An 18,959-nucleotide genomic window follows, 5' to 3' on the forward strand; every position below is an offset into this window, starting at 1 on the left:
GTAATTAATTTTTAAGGTAATTATTTTAAGTAAAATTAGTGTATAAAGGTAGTTTAAGAGTGAGCAAATTTCTGCGAATTTGCTTTTTTTTAAAATTAAACAATATTAACAATTATGACCTTTCAATTTGGTGAGAGGGTCAAACTGATTTAAACTTAAGGCTTATCCAGTGAGGCACTTATTTTTGAAGTCTTGAATAGAGCAGGACCTTTTAGGGTGTTTACTGGAATTTTATTTTTGCGTTTTTTTTAATTTATTTTTTGAGTTCTCTTAATATGAAAAATATCGGTTTAGCCATTCTAGCAATCAGCCTTTCAGGTTGTGCTGCAATGAGCGTAGAAGAATGTAAGACTGCGAATTGGTCATTAGTGGGTGAGAAAGATGGTTCAAAAGGTTCGTCGCCACGTTTAGATCAATATTACAAAGCATGTGGAAAAGCCAATATTGTTCCAGATCAAAAGTCATATGAACGTGGGTATAAAGAAGGTTTAGGGTATTATTGTCAGCCAACAAATATTTTTTATAGTGCTTTAGAAGGTAGTGGCAATATCAATGTGTGCCCAGTTGAGCAGCGTAATCGTTTAAGACCTTATTATCAGGCAGCTTCCGACTACTATAATGCAAAAAATGAATATGATCGTTATGACGAAAAGTTTAAGCAATATTCTGACAGTGCTTATAACGAAAAATTAAAGCCAGAAGAGCGTGAACGTTATCGTAAGCTTTTAAGAGAATTACAAAATGATCGTGATCGTATTAATCGAAACTATTGGAACTCAATTCGAGATATTGAACGTTTCAAATATGATCACGGCTTAAAATAATATTTAAAAAGGATTGATCCGAATTAGATCAATCCTTTGTTTTTTTAAAGATAATAACTAGTTTTTGTCATTAGCTTTGAAATAGCAGTCATCGTAATTTTTACTGCATATGGTAATTCAACACCACCTGCCTCAAGAGCTGTATGGCGATGATGTAATTCATCTTCATTCATTTGCTCTAAAATTTTACGAGAACGATCATCTTGAGCAGGTAACTGGTTTAAATGATCTTGTAAATGAAGGCTGACTTGACGTTCAGTTTCGGCCACAAAACCTAAGCTATATTTGTCACCAGCAATACCCGCAAGTGCGCCCATGCCATACGAAAGCCCATACCAAATTGGGTTTAATAAACTGGTATGACTATTTAGCTCTTTTAAACGAACTTCACACCACGCTAAATGATCTTGTTCTTCAATTGCTGCTTGTTGCATTTCTTTGCGTACATTTGGCAATTTCGCCGTTAATGCTTGTCCATGATAAAGGGCTTGAGCGCACACTTCACCACTATGGTTAACACGCATTAAGCCTGCGACATGACGAGCATCCTCTACTCCTAGTTTTGCTTCAACCGATTCGGCCGGATTTTGGCGCTGTGCTGCGGTTGCACCCGGAACAAGACTACGTAATGCTTGATCAAAAGAGTTAATGAGCTGATCAATTCCAGTATAGTGGCGCATAAATTAGTCCTCCAAAGAAAGATGTGCTGTGGCAAGCATTGGTTTTAGACGTGCTAGAAGCCAAATACTAAAGATAGCACTAAGTACAGCTGTAATAATAAATAGTATTTTAATATCAATTTTTAAAACACTTAAGATTAAGATTGAAAAAATTGCAGATGAAACCATAAAAACGGCATTTAAAATGTTATTTGCTGCTACAACACGAGCACGATGTGAACGTGGTGAATAAGCCTGCATCATGGCATATAAAGGAACAATATAAAAACCGCCGCTAATCCCAAGTAAAGTCACTGCAAACATGACGTGATAGTAAACCCAACCTTGGGTAAAAATATCTTTTAATGTAAGTAATGTGCCAGTTCTTTCGGGTAAAAAAGCTAAACTCGCAGCAAGGTAGAGTGCAAAAACGGTAAGACCAATCGCACCAATTGGTACCATTTTAATATTAATTTCTGAGCCACCAATTTTACGGCAAAGCAGTGAACCTACGCCAATACCGACTGAAAAGAAAGTAAGCAAAAGGCTGACTACATTTTCTGATGCATGCAGATTTTGTTGGGTAAGCTGTGGAATTTGCGTTAAATAAGTAGCGCCATAAAACCAATACCATGAGTTACCTAACAAAATGGTGAACACTAAAGGTAAGCTTTTAGCATATTTAATTGTTTGAAAACTTGTGCGAAGAAAATTCCAATCAATCTTTAAATCGGGAGCAGCAACTTTCTGTGGCAAGATGAAGCGACTACATAAATAGCCAATACAAGCAATAATCACAACAGTAAGACTAATCCACAATAAGTTCCCATGCGATGATGCAATTACAGCACCACCTAAAATCATCCCGAATAAAATTGCCATTGATGTGCCCGACTGAAACAGAGCATTACCAGACATTAATTCTTGCGGTTTTAAAATTTCAGGCAAAATTGCGTACTTGATAGGACCAAAGAACGTTGAATGTGTCCCCATCAAAAATAAGGCAAAAAGAAGCAACCATAAGTGCCCCAACAGGAAACCAGCAGTACCGATCAGCATAATAATAATTTCTAAAATTTTTATGCCACGGACGAGTTGAGAGCGCTCATATTTATCTGCAATTTGTCCAGCAGTGGCCGAAAAAAAGAAATAGGGCAAAATAAACAAGAGAGCTGCTAAATTATTGAGGGTACTTACAGGGGCAGATTGCTGTTGAATCAAGCCATAAGTAATCACTAATAATAAAGCTTGCTTAAAAACGTTATCATTTAATGCGCCAAAAAACTGGGTAAAAAACATCGGTACGAACCGACGTGATGTCATCAGGTGCTCATCTTGTTTCATCATGTGCAAACTTCATTGTGTTTTATAAAAAAATGTGACCGATTGTTAATTTGCATCGAAAACCATGTATGATATTTTTAACGCTTGATTAAATGAAAAATCAATGGTTTTGAGTGAGTTTTACACTTACCTTGGTGCGTTTTATTAAAAAATAAGTCTAGAGTTTTCTATGCCTTCTAAAATTAAGTTTAAACAGTCAACTCTTTCTCACTCTATGCATTTAATCTTAAAAATGCAGAGTATACCTAAACTTATTTGTAGCAGCCTATTGTTAAGTTTATGTGTTAATCCTTGTTATGCTCAAAGTTCGGCTGATACTGTAACACCAGTCGCAAACCAGACGGTAGCTGATTCATCATTACAACAAACAAATACAAATAACCCAAACGATGTTCCGATTACTGATATTGCGACTCTTGTAACTCAAGCACAGCAACAACAAGATAGCTTGGCTATATTGCAACAACAAGAACAATTTCCAAATCAGATTGAAGAATTTAAGCCAATCACGCTTGATAACCTTGATGACTTACCTGTTATGCCTGTTGACCAGAACATGGCAAACGAAATTTATCGGGTAGCAGAAGAGGCAAAAACTGAAGCGCAAAACTTCCAAAATGGAACGCAAAAACATCCAGAAATGGTGGTCAATGATGCATCTCAAGCAGAACTACATGAAATTACTCAAGCACCTGTAAATATTGACCAACTCATGAGTGAGATTCAATCGGATAGTAAGATTGTAGTTGAAGCAAATGAAACAGGAAAAACTTTACCCGAGCTTACAGCTGCGACTGAAGAACCACCCGAAGAAAAAGGTTTCTTTAAGCGAATAATAAATAAAATCCGTCCACCGCGTGTGATTCCGATGGAGCAAATACCTCGTATTACTGCTGAGGTCAGTGGAGCTCCGGATGATCTCGCTAAAAATATTAAAGGTAAATTATCTACATTTACCCAAGAATCATTTGAAGATTTTAATTCCGCGTTACCTCAGCTTAGAAGTTTAAGTAACCAAGCTGCCCAAGCTGTGGGTTATTACAATGCTGAGTTTCGTTTTGAAAAATTAAGTGCAAGCCGCGTTCGTGTTAACGTTACTCCAAATGAGCCTGTACGAATTAATGAACAAAACATTGAATTTAGTGGAGCTGGTGCAAAACAGCCACAGTTTCAGGTTATTCGTTTAGTGCCAGACCAAGATGTAGGTGATATTTTTAATCATGGTCTGTATGAAACAACCAAAAGCCGAATTGTCGATGCTGCATCGAATAACGGTTATTTTGATGCATACTGGCGTTTACATGATGTGAAAGTAAGTCAACCTGAAAACAAAGCAGATATTAATCTCAAGTATGAAACAGGTGAGCGCTATAAGCTTGGTAAGGTTGAGTTTCGTATGAGCGATCCATCCAAACCATTGCCAATCAAGTTAAAAATTTTGGAAAGTATGGCACCTTGGCAAGAGGGTGATGACTATACATTCTGGCGTGTAAATGCTTTAGCCAATAACCTGACTAACTCGCGTTATTTTAACTACACTTTGGTCGATTCAATTAAACCTGATCCAATTGAAAAACCACTTGAATTACCGCCAGATTTGCAAGCATTGGTTGATCAGCAAAATGTCACTATTGATGAATCGAAATTGCTTTCCCCTGAGCAACAACAGCTTGCTAAAGCACGACAGTTAGCTTCATCTAGTAAAGAAGTTACTCAAAACGTTGTGGACGAAAAACAATTTGCTGGAACTGAAAATGCACAATTAGCTGCGGCCCCCGCTGCTTTAAAAACTGCTGCAGTACAACACGCAGAACAAGAATCGGAACAAGACCGTTTACAAGCCCAAGCACGTGAAGAAAAACGAATTCCTGTGATTGTGACTTTAAATGCTGACAAATTAAATAGTCTGGAAACAGGTGTTGGTTATGGTACTGACACGGGAGCTCGTTTACGTAGTCAATATCGCCGCTCGATTGTCAATGAATATGGTCATTCATTTGACGCCAACTTTGAACTTTCACAAATTCGTCAGTCTATAGATGGCCGTTATAGTATTCCTTATAAGCACCCATTAAATGATTACTTTAACATTGTAGGTGGTTATGAGCGCGAGACTAGAGATAATATCGGTCCTGATGTGAGTTTATTAACTGAATCTGCCGTATTGGGTGGTGAGCGAGTTATTAAAAAGCCATTAGGAAATTGGCAACATACGATTGGGGTACGTTACCGTCTGGACCGTTTAACTCAAAAAGGGGATGTTGATATTTCTGAGTTACCAGATGCTTTTAAAGCTGCTGCATCAGAACAAGAAGCATTGTTATTCGGTTATGAAACATCTAAAACTTCAAGTAATACACGTTTAAACCCAACTAAAGCATTTAAACAAAGCTATAAGATAGAACTGGGAAGTAGTAGTTTACTTTCCGATGCTAATATGGCGATTGCAACAGCGGGTTGGAGATTTATTTATTCTTTAGGTGAAAACGATAACCATCAGTTTGTGGGGCGATCTGATCTTAGTTATATTTTTACCGATGAATTTGATAAAGTTCCCTATAATTTAAGATTCTTTACTGGTGGTGATCAGACAATTCGTGGTTTTGATTATAAAAGTCTTTCACCAGAAGAAAATGGATATAAGATTGGTGGACAAGCTTTAGCTATAGGCTCTTTGGAATATAACTATCAATTCAAAGAAGGTTGGCGAGCAGCTGTTTTTTCTGATTTTGGTAATGCTTACGATAAGAATTTTAGTAATCCGAGTGCTTATAGTGTTGGTGTCGGTATTCGTTGGAAGTCACCAATTGGACCAATTCGTTTAGATGTGGCTTCAGGTATTTCTGATGATAATCATCCGATTCGTTTGCATTTCTTTATTGGTCCACAACTTTAAAAATAAAATTTATTAGGTTTATTTTATGGCGGAAGTAGAACAGCAGCCCACTTCGGCACCTGACTCTCCTAAGAAGCGACGCATTTTGCGTAGCTTCTTACTGACGATATTAATCATACTTTTATTACTTGTTGCTTCTATCATTATTATGATGTCGACTGACCGTGGAAGTCGTTTCTTATTAGATCGTGTGTTACAGGCGCAGCAAGTCATTAAATATGAATATGAAGGGGGTAATTTACTTAAAGGAATTATCCTTAAAAATATTATTGTTCAGTTAGCAGAAGTCGATGTTACTTTAGATAGAGCTGATGTTCGTTTAGGATGGCGTTCTTTAATCTTGGAAAAAGAAGTGCATTTGAGTAATGCAGATGTACGTAACTTAATCATTATTAATAAAGCTCCGCCATCAGATAAACCATTTGGATTTAAACCCATTAAATTGCCATTTGTGCTGCGGGTAGATCAGGCAGATGTCGATCATTTAGAAATTAAAAATTCAGGTTCTGTTGTAAATTTTCATGATGTTCATCTAAATGATGCGTTGTGGTCAGAGACAAAGCTGAAGTTTGAAAATTCAAGTATGGATATGGGGTATCTTTCTGTTCATAACGCAACAGGAAATATGGACTTTAGTGGTAAATATCCACTTAATGCGACTGCAGATTTAAGAATTCCTTCTTTAAAAAGTTTAAACATCCAAAATATTAAAGTGGCAGCTCGAGGAAGTTTAGACACTTTGCAAGCTGGTGTAGCAACGACAACACCAGATTTATTAACAGGTTGGGTCGTTTTACATCCTGTTCGTCATGAAGTACCTATGCAAGGTGCATTGTTATTTAAAAACTATCACTTGCCTTTACTGGTCGAACAAAAATTATTTGCTAAAAATGGTGTGATCAAGTTTCAGGGTGATGTGAAACAACTGAACTTAGCACTTGATACAGATTTAAAAGGTGAAAATTTACCTGAAGGTCAATACAACGCCTTAATGAATACCGATCTGGTTCACCAGTTGAATATTACTGACTTTAATGGTCAGGTCATGAAAGGTGCAATTAACCTTAAAGGGTTAGTGAACTGGAAAGATCATGTCACTTGGGATGTAAAAGGTCGTTTAGATCATGTTAATCCTAAAGATAAAGCGATTCCTCAAGTCGTTCAGGATTTCTTGCCACCAAGTTTAGATGCAGCCGTTTCTTCCACTGGCTCTTTAGAAAAAGGCACTGAAGTATTAGCTAATGTAGACTTTGATCGTTACGAGTCTTGGAAACTTAAATTAAACCAAGCTCCTGAAAAGAATAAAAAACCTCAGCCAATGTTTATAAATGTGGCTTGGTCAAAAATAGACCGTGCTATGCCATATATAGGTTGGTTAAGCAGTGATAGTGGTCAAGTTGAGCTGACTTTGCGAGATGGTCAGCAAGATATTAAAGTCTCGACAAAAGTATATCAGCATGAACAGACTTTATTACCAGCTGGACAATATCTGGCAACGTTGAATGTTAAAGATAATATTCTTAATGTTCCTAGTTTTAATTTTGTGGCTCAAAAAGGTAGCCTTTCAGGTCAGGCCAAAGTTTTATTGCCTACTGAAAAACGTCAGCTGGCATGGAATGCCTTATTAAATGCAAAAGACTTTAATCCACAAAGTATTCATGCAGCTGCACCGGTTAACCTACTCAATGGATCAATCAAGGCAAATGGCTTTGCAAAGCCAAATCAACAAATTATTCAACTTGAAAAAATTGATTTAAAAGGCCAATTGGCTCAAGCAAACCAAGAAACTGTTGCGTTAGCTGGAAAAAGTACAGCAGCTTTATTATTTAATGATGTTAAAGCTGGTGGCGGTTTTAAAGGTTTTGCCGTTAATTATGATGGATCTTTAAAAGCACTTAATCAGGCCAATGGATTATTAAAGTTCTCTATTGCAGGTACTCCAGAATTTATTCGAATTAACCAGTTACAACATGATGGTGTTGCTGGAAAAATTTATGCGGCTGGATCATTAAATTTAAAAGATCGTATTGCTTGGGATATCAATAGTTCGCTTGTGCGTTTTAAACCTCAATATTTTGTTTCTAGTGTAAAAGGCGAAATTTCAGGAAATGTAAAAACGCAAGGTGTTTGGTCTGATAAGTTAAAGCGTATTGATATTCAACAATTGAATCTTGCAGGCTTTTTAAATAATAAACCTGTTCGGGGTAAGGGTAATCTATCTCTATTGATGGATTCTAATCAAAAGGGCTTTTTACCTCAACAATTTGAAGCGAATAATCTATTTTTAGTGTATGCACAGAACCAGTTGCAAGCGACTGGTAATGCGCAGAATTTAAAAATTAAGCTCAATGCACCTGCACTTTATGAGTTGTATCCTGGTTTAAGTGGTCGTGCTTATGGAGATTTGAGTGTCCAATCTCAACCACGTTTGAAAGCTACAGCTAATATTGCAGTTGATAACTTTGCCTATACTAATTTAGTGAGTATTAAAAAACTGCGTGTACAGGGTGAACTTCCTACTTCCGAAACAACGCCAACTCAACTCACAGCAAAGCTAGACAATTTGCGTAGTGGTAGCCGTCTAATCCAGTCTGCTGAGGTGAATTTGGCCGGAACACGAAAAGCGCACTTATTAAAAGTGCAGGCGAATAATAATGTTTCTAAGTTCTATGTGCAGTTAGCAGGCGGTTTTAACCAGAATAATGATTGGTTAGGCCAAATTCAAAAAGGTAGTTTTGATTCGCGTCGAATTCGTTTAGCACAAAATCAAAATGCACCTGTTGTTTTCTCATCAGCACGTTCTGAGTTATATGTGGGACAACATTGTTGGCAAAGTAGAGGTAGTCAGTTATGTCTTGACCAACCTGTACGTGTAAGTAAAGCACAGGGCAATATTTCATTTGTTACCCAAAATCTGGATTTAGGCGATTTTGCTGCGTTTATGCCAGAAGGTTTGGCAATGACGGGTCAGCTCAATGGCTATGCAAAAGCTTCTTGGGTAAATGGTGGACACCCTAAACTTGATGCACGTTTAGTGACACGAAAAGGTGAGCTAGGTCTAGCAGCGGAAGACCCTCAAGACCCACCAACGACATTGACTTATGATGAACTGAGCGTAATCGCGAAGAGTATTTCAGAAGGTCTATTGTTACGTGTTGATGTAAAAACACCTGATATTGGTACTGGCTATGCAAATGTCATTATTAACCCATACCAACCTTCTATGCCAATGCATGGTGAGGTGGCCTTTAACGATGTACAGTTAAAAGTTTTAAAACCATTCATTCAAGATGTACGTTCAATGAGTGGTACCTTAGCCTTAGCAGGTAAAGTGAATGGTACATTAACCCAACCGCAGTTTACGGGTGAAATGCGTTTGAAAAATGGGGCGATCAGTATGATTTCCCTGCCAGTGAACTTAACCAATGTACAAGTGTACTCGTCTATTCGTCAGGATATGGCAACAATTGATGGTGCATTTAACAGTGGACAAGGGGTAGGTTTACTTAAAGGTAGTTTCGACTGGAAAGATTCACCACGTCTACAGTTGAACTTAAAAGGTGATAACTTACTGGTACGCCAAGCACCATTAATTACCGCAATTGCAAATCCGAATTTAACACTCGATATGTATCCTTTCGATAAACGTTTAAGTTTGAAAGGGTCTGTAGATGTTCCTCGTGCACGTATTTCAATGCCTGAAACAACGGCACCTGTCATTAATACATCTTCAGATGTCCGTATTGTTCGTCAAGGCCAAGATCCACTTGCAATTTTACGTGCAGCAAAACCTTGGGATATTCGTGCAGATATTTCGGTAAATATTGGTAATCAGGTTATCTTCCAAGGCTTTAACAGTAATATTCCTTTAGTAGGTCGTTTGAACTTAACTCAGCGTGGTTATGAAACTGCAATGCGCGCAATGGGTGCTATTGGTGTGAGCCAAAAAGTGAAAATTGAAGCCTATGGTCAAAGCTTAGATTTAAACCGTGCAATTGCCCGTTTCAATGGTCCGTTGGCAAACCCGACTTTAGATATTGATGCGAATAAGAATGTTCAGGGCAGTATGGTGGGCGTTCGTGTCACAGGTACTGCATCATCTCCAAACATTCAAGTTTATAACGATGCAGGCTTATCTGAACAAGAAGCATTAAATGCATTGGTAACAGGTCGTATTAATGAAGGTTCTAGCGGTTTAAGTAATTCAGAAGGTTTTAAATCTGATGTAAACAATACAATTGCTGCTGCCGGTATTAGTATGGGCTTGGGTGGTACTCGTGCTTTAACGAATCAAATTGGTCGTACTTTTGGTTTAAGTGGACTTGCACTAGATGCTCAAGGTACAGGGGATGATACTCAGGTAAGTTTAACTGGATATATTACCCCTGACTTATTTATTCGTTATGGTGTCGGTGTATTTACGCCAGTTAACAAGCTTACCTTGCGTTATCAAATGAACCGCCGTTTATATTTAGAAGCAAGTCAGTCTTTAGAAAGAGCAATCGACTTATTCTACAACTGGCGCTTCTAAATGTATGAATTAAGAGCTCACTTTCAGTGGGCTCTTATTTTATTACATCCTTATAATGTTTTTTAAAAGTTGGCTATTAATCATATAGATCATCAATTTTTTGGCAGGAGTCACGCTTTAAATAGGTTTTTTATTAAAGAAAATTCACTTGAAAACTGCAATTTTATAAATTAATTTTCAGAATCATTAAATGAAGTTAGATTGATAATGCCTTGTTGATAATTGCAAATAAGGTGAGTTTTCCAAGGAAATGCCAGTGAAAAAAGATACTTGTGTTGAAATTAAAGAGAATAGGGATAACGAGCCAAATGTTAAATATCGTGGGCTAATTCAAAAATTAACAACAACCTTATCAGTGACGTTTTTATCACTTGGTTGGGGTAACGCTGTGAATGCTGCAGATCAACAAATCGCTTTAGTTGGAACTTGGACATCAATTCCTAATGCACCACTTGTGCAAAAACCAAAACAGGCCAGTGAAGGTTTGTACCAGCTTCAAGTGCATAGCGATGGGACTTTGACTCCTGTTAAAGTATTAAAAATGAAAAGTCCTTCATGGATTGTGAAATCGAAAGATGGCCGTTTTGCATATACAACAAATGAAGAAAACTCAGGGGAAGTCACTGCTTTATCAGTTCAAAACGGAAAGGTAGAGGTACTGAACACAGTGGATAGCCATGGAGGACATCCAACACACGCCTCAATCAGTTTAGATGGTAAATTCCTGTTTGTATCGAACTATTCTGCATTCGATAAAGGTCGTGGTGGTGTAGCTGTTTTGCCAATTTTGCCAAATGGACATTTAGGTGAAATGGTACAAAATATTGTTTTCTCAGAAGGTTCTGGCCATGTCAAAGGTCGTCAGGAAAGTGGTCATGCACATTCGACAACTTTCAGCCCAGATGGTAAGTATTTATATGCGAGCGATCTAGGAAATGACAAAGTCTATGCCTTTCGTTATAACCCAAGTAAAACGCAACCACTTGAAGCGGATAGTAGCCGAGATGTGACGTTTATTCATGGGTCTGGCCCACGTCATATGGTCTTTTCACCAAATGGCAAGCATGCATACATTACCGCAGAAATGCGAAGTGAAATTGTGGCGTTTAATGTGCAAGATGGACATTTGAAAAAAATTGCTGAGCTAAAGCTGGTGCACGAAGATAAAACACCTGAATTTAAGAGTGCGAGTGGAATTATCCTTAGTCCAGATGGCAAATATGTAATTGCTGCCAATCGTGGTGCAGACAATAAACTTTTGGTATTTAAAATTCAACAAAATGGCTTGCTAGGTCAACCAGTCGTTTATAAAGCTAATGGTATTGAACCGCGAGCTTTCTCATTCGATGCGACTGGTAAATATCTGTATGTGACGAATGTATACAGTAATAATATTAGTTTGTTCCGCTTTGATGCAAAAAGCGGTAGCTTAAAACCTGCTGGCGATGCTGCAAAAATATCTACGCCTACTGATATTAAATTTTTTAATTAATCTGAATTGATAAATCAGTATTTCTAACACTTCCTATAAAAGACCGAGAATTTCTATCTCGGTTTTTTATGGCAGTTTTTGCAAAGTTTGTCAGATTCAGTATGATGTGGGCAGCTTAGTCTGTGTAGAGTAATGATGAAAAAAGTTTTATTTGTTTTGATGGGTATGTTGTTAGTCGGCTGTACAGAGAAAAAACCTTTAACACCTGAAGAACAATGGCATGGCTTTTGTACAAGTGTTGGAAATGCAGCTAGAAGTATTGTGTTTGATCGTCAGCAAGCAATTGAAAAGACTCAAGCGGTTGAACATGCAAATAAAATTGAAGATGAGATCACCAAAAAATTCATCTTGAATATTATTGAAAAAGTTTATGCTATTCCACAAGATGAACTAAAAACTAACCCAGAAGCCCTACAAGAAAAAATTAGAAAACAAATGGCAGATGAGTGCTTAGTTACACCACACGACAAAATGCCAAACTACAAAAAGTTCTAAGTGTACAAGACATCGTCAACACTCCACTAAGGTGGAGTGTTCTTTCAAATCAAAATATCGCATGATAAGTCAGTCATTAAGATCATTATTTACACAGGGGTATTTAGTTACAAAATAATGGGCATCACGGAGAAACACCCCGCGCGCATTAACTTTTAGCTTGAACTCTAGTAAAATTTTGTAGTCCATATTACTTGTGAAGCTTTGTGAAAGCTGGAATTTACAAGTAATTTTTTAAAAAAAGAGGAATGAACACCGTGCTAGAAGCTTACCGCCAACACGTTGCTGAACGTGCCGCACTCGGAGTCCCACCGAAGCCACTTGATGATGCTCAAACTGCTCAACTTGTTGAGTTATTAAAAAACCCACCGGCAGGTGAAGAAGCATTCTTGGTTGATTTGCTTGAAAACCGTGTTCCTGCAGGTGTTGACCAAGCAGCTTACGTAAAAGCAGCTTTCTTGGCAGCGATTGCAAAAGGCGAAGCGACATCTCCGCTAGTTTCTAAAGAACGTGCAGTTTATTTACTAGGTACTATGCTTGGTGGCTATAACGTAGCACCTTTAGTTGAGCTTCTAGATGATGCTGAATTAGCGAGCTTAGCTGCTGAAGCATTGAAAAAAACTTTACTTGTATTTGATGCGTTCCATGACGTAGCTGATAAAGCTAAAGCTGGCAATGTTAATGCAAAAGCTGTTTTACAGTCTTGGGCTGATGCTGAATGGTTCACTAGCCGTAAAGACGTACCAGAAGAAATCAAAATCACTGTGTTCAAAGTAACAGGTGAAACAAACACTGATGACTTGTCTCCAGCTCAAGATGCGTGGAGCCGTCCAGACATCCCATTACACGCAAACGCAATGTTGAAAAACGAGCGTGACGGTATCAACCCTGAAAAACCAGGTGAAGTTGGTCCATTAAACCAAATTAAAGAACTTATTGCTAAAGGCAACCAAGTTGCTTATGTAGGTGACGTTGTTGGTACAGGTTCATCTCGTAAATCTGCAACAAACTCTGTGCTTTGGTTCTTTGGTGATGAAATTGCTCACATTCCAAACAAAAAAGACGGTGGTGTGTGCTTAGGCGGTAAAATTGCTCCGATCTTCTTTAACACAATGGAAGATGCTGGTGCATTACCAGTAGAGATCGATGTTTCTAACATGAACATGGGTGACGAAGTTACTCTTAAAATCGATCATGCTGCTGCAAAAGTTACTGCGTTCAAAAATGGCGAACAAATCGCTGAGTCTGAACTTAAAACTCCAGTACTTTTAGACGAAGTACGTGCTGGTGGTCGTATTAACTTGATCATTGGTCGTGGCTTAACTGCTAAAGCACGTGAAGCTTTAGGTTTAGCTCCATCTACATTGTTCCGTACTCCAGTACAACCAGCTGACACTGGCAAAGGTTTTACTTTAGCTCAGAAGATGGTTGGTCGTGCATGTGGTCTTGCAGAAGGTCAAGGTATCCGTCCAGGTACTTACTGTGAACCTAAGATGACTACAGTTGGTTCTCAAGATACAACTGGTCCTATGACTCGTGACGAGTTAAAAGACTTAGCTTGCTTGGGCTTCTCTGCTGATTTAGTAATGCAATCTTTCTGTCACACTGCTGCTTATCCAAAGCCAGTTGACGTACAAATGCAACATACGCTTCCAGACTTCATCATGAACCGTGGTGGTGTATCTTTACGTCCAGGTGACGGTATTATCCACTCTTGGTTAAACCGTATGCTTCTTCCAGATACAGTAGGTACTGGTGGTGACTCGCATACTCGTTTCCCAATTGGTATTTCGTTCCCAGCAGGTTCTGGTCTTGTAGCTTTCGCTGCTGCAACTGGTGTAATGCCACTTGATATGCCTGAATCAGTTCTTGTTAAGTTCAAAGGTAAAATGCAGCCTGGTATCACTTTACGTGACCTTGTACATGCGATTCCTTACTATGCAATCAAAGAAGGTGATCTTACTGTTGAGAAAAAAGGTAAGAAAAACATCTTCTCTGGTCGTATCTTAGAAATCGACTTAACAGAAATGGAAACTGACTTAACAGTTGAGCAAGCATTCGAACTTTCTGATGCTTCTGCTGAGCGTTCAGCTGCTGGTTGTGCAATCACACTTTCTGAAGAGAAAGTTGCTGAGTACTTACGTTCTAACATCACAATGCTTAAGTGGATGATTTCACAAGGCTATGGTGATGCTCGTACGATGGCTCGCCGTGTTGAAAACATGGAAAAATGGTTAGCAAACCCAAGCTTACTTAAAGCTGATGCTGATGCTGAATACACTAAAGTGTATGAAATTGATTTGTCAGACATCAAAGAACCTATCCTTTGCTGCCCGAACGATCCAGATGATGCAAAACTTCTTTCTGACGTTCAAGGCGACAAAATTGATGAAGTATTCATCGGTTCTTGTATGACTAACATTGGTCACTTCCGTGCTGCTGGTCAGTTACTTGAGAAAGTACCAAGCGGTTCATTAACAACTCGTTTATGGTTGGCTCCACCAACACGTATGGACGAACATCAGTTAATGGAAGAAGGCTTCTATAACACTTATGGCCGTGCTGGTGCACGTACAGAAATGCCTGGTTGTTCATTATGTATGGGTAACCAAGCACGTGTTGCGCCGAATACAACTGTTGTATCGACTTCTACACGTAACTTCCCTAACCGTTTAGGTCAAGGTTCTAACGTTTACTTAGCATCTGCTGAGCTTGCATCTGTTGCTGCTGTACTTGGTAAATTACCAACTCCAGAAGAATACCAACAATATGCAGCTCAAATTGACAGTATGTCTGCTGACATCTACAAATATTTGAATTTCGACCAAATGGGTGAATATACAAATGCTGCTGATAAAGTAGATACTAAGAAAATTGCTGCTGCTCAATTGACTTAATTTGTCGATTTAGTACAAAAAAGGAGCTGATTATTCAGCTCCTTTTTTATTTAAAAGAGAATTAATACCTAGTTCTTAAATAAAAATATTAAATAGATCATGTTTTGTTTATTTAAAATGTAAAAATAAATATAAGGCTAGATATTAAAGAAGATTTTGCTTTAAAATAATTGAACGAACTTAAAAATAATTAAAAAGAACATGGGTATTTTATATATGGAACTTAAAAATGCTAAAGACAATTGTTGAATTTAAATTTGATGATTACCATCTATATGATCAAAATTTATCAGCAGAAGACGGAAATACGTTAGTACAGAAAACTGAAGATATTGCACAATATATTTATAGTATATTGAAAAATAGATATCACTTAAGTATTGAATTAACTGCTGAAAGTTGGGGGTGGGAAATAGAAGTACCATTACCTGAGATCACCATGTATATCGGTATTAGTGTGTATGAAGAATACAGTAATGGCTTTGCGATATTCATTTCACCGAATACACCAATTTTGAGAAGATTTCTTTTTAGAAAGTTAGATATTACTCACCATATTATGCTGCTTCAAAATTATATTAATATCATTTTGAAGTCACATGCAGGTATTTATGATGTACAATGGTGGGAAGAAAATGAGTTTAGATATGTCGCTGCTCATTAAAATATAATTAGAAAATATGAAATATTATTTATGATTGTTTAGTTAATACAATTAATAAAATATTTTATTGGTCACTATAGTGGTGAATTTACGTATGTGAGCTTAATATATGTTCAATATAACGTGGCTCAGAACCGTATGCGAATTTTAGCTTGGAAGACATTACGTAAGTTCTTCTATAACAACCTTCATGACCATGATTACGAAACGACAGTAAGTCGATGTATTAACTACTTCTTGGTTTTCTTAATTATTGGGAATGTCATTGCGGTATTGCTAGAAACAGTAAACGATCTGTATTACAGCTATCGTATATGGTTTGACTACTTTGAAAATATTTCAATCACGATTTTTAGTGTTGAATACCTCTTACGCCTCTGGAGTGTAGTAGAGCGTGATCCTACACAAGCTGCATGGAAGCAGCGTTTTGCTTGGATGAAGAGTGGAGAGGCGCTGATTGACCTCATGGCAATTTTGCCTGCATATCTAAATTTCTTTGTACGAATAGACCTTCGTATGCTCAGAATTTTACGATTACTTCGACTATTAAAATTAACTCGCTATTTTATCTCTTTGCAAATATTGCTATGTGTCATTAAAAGAGAAAAAGGTTCGTTTCAGGCAGTGATTTTTATTTTAATCATTATGATTATTATGACTGCCTCTGGTATTTATGTGGTTGAGAATAAAGCGCAACCGGAAGCTTTTAGCTCTATTCCTAAAGCAATGTGGTGGGCGGTCGTTACCTTAACCACAGTCGGATATGGTGATGTCACACCTGTGACCAGCTTAGGAAAACTACTAGGGGCTTTAATTACAATTTTAGGGGTAGGGATTGCAGCTTTGCCAGCTGGTATTTTAGCTTCTGGTTTAGCCAATGAACTTAATCAGCGTAATCAGCGCCTTGAACAAGAGTTCCGTGAGTTACTTCAAGTGCGTGGTGTTGATATCTTGCATGATGAAGTTGAAATAGAACGTATTCGGCAAAAAGTGGGGTTACCAAAAGAACAAGCGCATAATTTGATTATCCAAATTATGCGAGAAAAGGTATTAGAAGAAAAAGAATCTGTGAGAGAGAAGAAATGCTATTGTCCGCACTGTGGTGAAAAGTTAACAGACTAGTATTTCAGCAAAAAGCCTGACGAGAGTCAGGCTTTTTGAGTTACTTTTTCTACAGCAAATGCAATGAGTAAGATAATAAGACCACCAAGGCTCAGTACGAAACCTACCCAGATCGGTGCAATCCAACCCATCTGATGGCTAAGTACCCAACCACCTAAAAATGCGCCTAAAGCATTGGCCATATTAAAGGCAGAGTGATTAAGTGAAGCTGCTAGTGTTTGTGCATCGCCTGCAACGTCCATCAGGCGTGTCTGTAAAGCCCCACCTAAACCCATTACAGTTAGTCCGATTAAGAATAAAGAAGCAATCGCAGTATAGATATTACTCATTAGGAAACTTGCAATAACAAAGGCAATTGCTGAGCTAATGAGTACGCCTACAATGGTTTTATTGAGGTTTTTATCTGCTAGCCAACCAGCTGCTAAACCTCCAATCACCATCCCGATTCCCCACAACGCTAACGCAATAGGAACAATTTGGATATTAACTTTTGTGTATTCAGTGAGTATGGGTGAGACATAGCTATATACCGAGAACATACCTCCAAAGCCAATTGCACCAACTGCAAGGGTTAACCACATATTTATATTTTTAAGCCCAGCTAATTCTGTTCTTATGCTGGCAGTAGCTTGAACTGGAATATTGGGTACAAAGCAAGCTACGGCAATTAAAGTAAAAAATGCAATCGTTGCTGAAAATTCAAAACCTGCTCTCCAACCAAAATGTTGGCCTAACCATGTAGCTAAAGGTACGCCAATAACCGTAGCAACGGTTAAACCCATCATCATTTGTGCAACCGCTGAAGCTCTGCGTGATGGGCCTGCGAGTTCAGCAGCTACGAGGGCACCGACTCCAAAATAAGCACCATGAGGTAAACCTGCGATAAAACGAGAAATTAAAACGGTTTCTGGTGTGTGAGCTAAAGCAGTACAAGCATTAGCAATACCATAAAACAGCATTAGACCGAGTAATAATGTCTTTCTAGGGACTTTGGCACCCAATATGGCAATAATAGGGGCACCAATAACAACACCTAATGCATAAGCACTAATAAAATGCCCAGCTTCAGGTACTGTAATGTTTAAGTTATGAGCAATTTCCTGAATAAGTCCCATTGCGACAAATTCTGTAGTTCCGATACAAAAACCACCTACTGCGAGTGAGAAAATTGCTAAAAAGAGTGAATAATGCCGATGTGTGGATGAAGGAGATTGGGGTGACGCCATAATAAATTAAAAAAACAGACTCAAAAATGAAAGTATAAGGGAAAAGAGATCAAAATAATAAAAAACTAAAATATTGAGAGTATGTTTGCATATCTTAAGCAAAAGCATTTTATCTTTATTTTGAATAATTTATCGAAATTTTTTAATAAATTATATATGATGAGCACGTAATACTTTAGGTATTACAAAGAGTTGTATAAATATTTAAAAAATAGAGAATCTAAAGCGTGAGAAAATTAAGTATTGCCTGCCTTATGGGGTTGGTCATTTTATCTATGTCTGGTTGCTCAGTCTTTATGGCGGGTAATCAACCAAGTAAAAAAATTTAAATGTTTTAAATCCGGGTAGTTCTCGCAATTATGTTATTGCTGAGTTTGGAGCACCAGTACTTTCTGAATATCGTGATGGTACAAGAGTCGAAATTTATACTTTCCAGCAAGGTTATCCAAAATGGGCGAAAGTCAGCCGTGCATTTGGCCATGGCATAGCAGATGTTGCTTCATTTGGGCTATGGGAAGTATTTGGAACACCAACTGAAGCATATTTTAGTGGTAAACCAACTTCTTACGAAGTAACGTATGGGCAAGATGACTTGGTGAAAAGCTTTAAGCTTATCGATTTTGAGCAGGCATTTCCCAAAGCAAAAGCACAATGATGAAATGAAAAGGGCCATGAGGCCTTTTTCTTTGTCTATATAAAAGGTTTTCTAGTTTCGATTGAGAGAAAATACTTAACTTTAAAATTATGAAAATTCACTTCTTATAAAAATAATGAAGTAAAGTTCATGTTGAGGTAAATTAATTAGTATT

The 18,959-nt window shown here is 37.7% G+C and carries 11 protein-coding genes and 1 pseudogene; 9 read left to right on the forward strand and 3 right to left on the reverse strand.

Translation table 11 applies throughout. From position 1 onward, the window contains the following. Window positions 1-275: 275 nt before the first annotated feature. Window positions 276-824 (forward strand): DUF2799 domain-containing protein, encoded by a 549-nt coding sequence (locus AC1PJ9_RS12030; RefSeq protein WP_004791516.1) that lies wholly within the window; start codon window positions 276-278, stop codon window positions 822-824. A 44-nt stretch (window positions 825-868) separates the two neighbouring features. Here the strand turns inward: AC1PJ9_RS12030 and coq7 are convergent, their stop codons facing one another. Further along, entirely contained in the window at window positions 869-1,504 is a 636-nt protein-coding gene (coq7, locus tag AC1PJ9_RS12035) for a 2-polyprenyl-3-methyl-6-methoxy-1,4-benzoquinone monooxygenase (RefSeq protein WP_004791519.1), read from the reverse strand. 3 nt (window positions 1,505-1,507) lie between these two features. Beyond that, window positions 1,508-2,830, reverse strand: coding sequence for an MFS transporter (locus AC1PJ9_RS12040; protein WP_311087382.1), 1,323 nt, complete (start codon window positions 2,828-2,830; stop codon window positions 1,508-1,510). Between the two features lie 166 nt (window positions 2,831-2,996). On the opposite strand from AC1PJ9_RS12040, the gene AC1PJ9_RS12045 reads away from it, so the two are divergent. From AC1PJ9_RS12045 to AC1PJ9_RS12075, 7 genes are all read left to right on the forward strand, one after another. Further along, window positions 2,997-5,723 (forward strand): autotransporter assembly complex protein TamA, encoded by a 2,727-nt coding sequence (locus tag AC1PJ9_RS12045; RefSeq protein WP_311087383.1) that lies wholly within the window; start codon window positions 2,997-2,999, stop codon window positions 5,721-5,723. A gap of 25 nt (window positions 5,724-5,748) precedes the next feature. Further along, on the forward strand, window positions 5,749-10,254 hold the full coding sequence (locus tag AC1PJ9_RS12050; RefSeq protein ID WP_311087384.1) for a translocation/assembly module TamB domain-containing protein: 4,506 nt from the start codon (window positions 5,749-5,751) through the stop codon (window positions 10,252-10,254). A gap of 256 nt (window positions 10,255-10,510) precedes the next feature. Next, window positions 10,511-11,746, forward strand: coding sequence for a lactonase family protein (locus tag AC1PJ9_RS12055; RefSeq protein ID WP_311087385.1), 1,236 nt, complete (start codon window positions 10,511-10,513; stop codon window positions 11,744-11,746). Between the two features lie 132 nt (window positions 11,747-11,878). Further along, window positions 11,879-12,241: a hypothetical protein gene (locus AC1PJ9_RS12060; protein ID WP_263614020.1), complete on the forward strand. Its 363-nt coding sequence runs from the start codon at window positions 11,879-11,881 to the stop codon at window positions 12,239-12,241. A gap of 257 nt (window positions 12,242-12,498) precedes the next feature. Then, entirely contained in the window at window positions 12,499-15,138 is a 2,640-nt protein-coding gene (locus AC1PJ9_RS12065) for a bifunctional aconitate hydratase 2/2-methylisocitrate dehydratase (RefSeq protein WP_263614019.1), read from the forward strand. 229 nt (window positions 15,139-15,367) lie between these two features. After that, window positions 15,368-15,802 (forward strand): hypothetical protein, encoded by a 435-nt coding sequence (locus tag AC1PJ9_RS12070; RefSeq protein WP_263614018.1) that lies wholly within the window; start codon window positions 15,368-15,370, stop codon window positions 15,800-15,802. Window positions 15,803-15,940: 138 nt separating this feature from the next. Further along, window positions 15,941-16,924 (forward strand): ion transporter, encoded by a 984-nt coding sequence (locus tag AC1PJ9_RS12075; protein WP_263614903.1) that lies wholly within the window; start codon window positions 15,941-15,943, stop codon window positions 16,922-16,924. Window positions 16,925-16,950: 26 nt separating this feature from the next. Here AC1PJ9_RS12075 and AC1PJ9_RS12080 read toward each other — a convergent pair whose 3' ends face one another. Continuing rightward, entirely contained in the window at window positions 16,951-18,150 is a 1,200-nt protein-coding gene (locus AC1PJ9_RS12080) for an MFS transporter (RefSeq protein ID WP_263614017.1), read from the reverse strand. Window positions 18,151-18,377: 227 nt separating this feature from the next. Between AC1PJ9_RS12080 and AC1PJ9_RS12085 the strand changes: the two are divergent. Continuing rightward, window positions 18,378-18,805 (forward strand): annotated as a pseudogene (locus tag AC1PJ9_RS12085) (hypothetical protein). Window positions 18,806-18,959 lie beyond the last annotated feature (154 nt).

The sequence above is a fragment of the Acinetobacter sp. 70_2 genome (genome assembly GCF_056736115.1).

What these genes read in the sequence shown, in the direction of transcription:
- AC1PJ9_RS12030 (WP_004791516.1), top strand. Translation starts at nt 276, where the DNA reads ATGAAAAATATCGGTTTAGCCATTCTAGCAATCAGCCTTTCAGGTTGT.
- coq7 (WP_004791519.1), bottom strand. Translation starts at nt 1,504, where the DNA reads ATGCGCCACTATACTGGAATTGATCAGCTCATTAACTCTTTTGATCAA.
- AC1PJ9_RS12040 (WP_311087382.1), bottom strand. Translation starts at nt 2,830, where the DNA reads ATGATGAAACAAGATGAGCACCTGATGACATCACGTCGGTTCGTACCG.
- AC1PJ9_RS12045 (WP_311087383.1), top strand. Translation starts at nt 2,997, where the DNA reads ATGCCTTCTAAAATTAAGTTTAAACAGTCAACTCTTTCTCACTCTATG.
- AC1PJ9_RS12050 (WP_311087384.1), top strand. Translation starts at nt 5,749, where the DNA reads ATGGCGGAAGTAGAACAGCAGCCCACTTCGGCACCTGACTCTCCTAAG.
- AC1PJ9_RS12060 (WP_263614020.1), top strand. Translation starts at nt 11,879, where the DNA reads ATGATGAAAAAAGTTTTATTTGTTTTGATGGGTATGTTGTTAGTCGGC.
- AC1PJ9_RS12070 (WP_263614018.1), top strand. Translation starts at nt 15,368, where the DNA reads ATGCTAAAGACAATTGTTGAATTTAAATTTGATGATTACCATCTATAT.
- AC1PJ9_RS12075 (WP_263614903.1), top strand. Translation starts at nt 15,941, where the DNA reads ATGCGAATTTTAGCTTGGAAGACATTACGTAAGTTCTTCTATAACAAC.
- AC1PJ9_RS12080 (WP_263614017.1), bottom strand. Translation starts at nt 18,150, where the DNA reads ATGGCGTCACCCCAATCTCCTTCATCCACACATCGGCATTATTCACTC.